Raw genomic sequence first — 1611 nt, 5'->3', positions numbered from 1 at the left:
GGACTCTGACCAATGGTGTCCATAAACTACACCTACGATCGTCGTGCCGTGACAACAAACTGGGTTCGACAAACTCCGGGGTGACCGTGATTCCCTTCACAGTGGCTAACTGAGACGCTGCCGCTACGTCTTTCTTCACCAACAGGGGCCCTGCCGCATGCGGCAGGGCCCCTGTTGAGAACTGCAAGGTCTTCTGGCGGACCGCTCATCGCACGCTGCGCCTAACCTCTACCGCCCTGGTGCCGGCCGGCCATGATACCCGGGAGGGCCTGCCGGCAGAGGAAACCGTTGGATCCTTTACAGCCTGCTCCCGTGCGGCCACAATGGGTCGCATCGCAGCCTCCACTGTGCCAACAGCGTGCTGTCACTCAAAACCTGTCAAAGAAGAGGGGTCCCGAGATGAATGGCGAAGCGAAAGTAGACGAGGCAGACCTGGCGCTGAAACAAAAGCACCGGGCCATGTGGGCCTCCGGAGATTACCCGGCACTGGCCGCCGAACTGGTCAACGATCTGGGAGCCATCCTGGTTGATGCCTGCGGAATCAAGCCGAAGCAGCGCGTGCTGGACGTGGCCGCGGGTGCCGGTAACGCAGCCATTCCCGCCGCCATGATGGGCGGCAAGGTCGTAGCCAGCGACCTCACGCCGGAACTGTTCGACGCCGGCCGCCGGCAGGCAGCCGATCGCGGCGTTGAGCTGGAGTGGGTGGAGGCCGACGCCGAGGCCCTGCCGTTCGGCGACAACGAATTTGATGTGGTGACGTCCTGCCTCGGCGTCATGTTTGCCCCGCACCACCAGGCCAGTGCCGACGAAATCGTGCGCGTGTGCAAGCCCGGCGGCACGATCGGACTGCTTAACTGGACGCCCGAGGGTTTCCTCGGCAAAATGCTTGCCACCCTGAAGCCGTACGCACCGCCGCCACCGCCCGGGGCATCACCGGGGCCGCTTTGGGGCAGCGAGGACCATGTGCGTGAACTGTTCGGCGACAGAATCACGGACATCAAGGCCGAAAAGCGCACCCTGGCCGTCCGCAGCTTCCATCAGCCGCAGGACTTCCTGAGGTACTTCAAGTCCCATTACGGTCCCACCATCTCGGTCTATAAATTCATCGGCGACGACGCGGACAAAGCCAAGGAACTGGACAATGCCCTCATCGGGTTGGCTGATTCCTTTGGCGAGGCCCACGGTGACGCTGTGTGGCAGATGCAGTGGGAATACCTCCTGCTGACTGCCCGGAAGGCCCGCTGATGCCCGGGGCCTTTGTGGCCAAGTCCGCGATCACCATCGATGCCCCGCCGGACCGCGTCTGGGAGGTCATTACGGATCCGGACGCCGTGAAGGAGTTTATGTTCGGCGCGGATCTTCAGACCGACTGGACAGTGGGCGGGCCGATTTTGTGGCGCGGTGAATGGGAGGGCAAACCCTACGAGGACAAGGGACGGATCCTTGAGGTGGAGCCCGGCAGGAAGCTGGTCCACACCCACTTCAGTCCGCTTGGCGGCGAGGACGACAAGCCCGAGAACTACCACACGCTGACCTGGACCCTTGAGGGCCAGGACGGTCAGACGCGGCTCACTCTCGCGCAGGACAACAACGCCAGTGAAGAGGCGGCGG

2 protein-coding genes are annotated in these 1611 nt (G+C 63.2%); both read left to right on the top strand.

Annotated elements, in window-relative coordinates; all coding sequences use genetic code 11:
* Positions 1-399 precede the first annotated feature (399 nt).
* Entirely contained in the window at positions 400-1245 is an 846-nt protein-coding gene (locus tag DBR22_RS07340) for a class I SAM-dependent methyltransferase (RefSeq protein WP_108598465.1), read from the top strand.
* A partial coding sequence (locus tag DBR22_RS07335) for an SRPBCC family protein (protein WP_108598464.1) occupies positions 1245-1611 on the top strand: 367 nt, incomplete at its 3' end. The genes DBR22_RS07340 and DBR22_RS07335, both read left to right, overlap by 1 nt.

This window comes from Arthrobacter sp. HMWF013, assembly GCF_003061105.1.
In the GTDB taxonomy this organism is placed as follows: Bacteria; Actinomycetota; Actinomycetes; order Actinomycetales; family Micrococcaceae; genus Arthrobacter.
Note: the sequence above shows the minus strand (reverse complement) of the source record. Positions and strands in the feature narration are given on the sequence as shown.

Coding starts and splice junctions, on each gene's coding strand:
- DBR22_RS07340 (WP_108598465.1), top strand. CDS start 400: ATGAATGGCGAAGCGAAAGTAGACGAGGCAGACCTGGCGCTGAAACAA.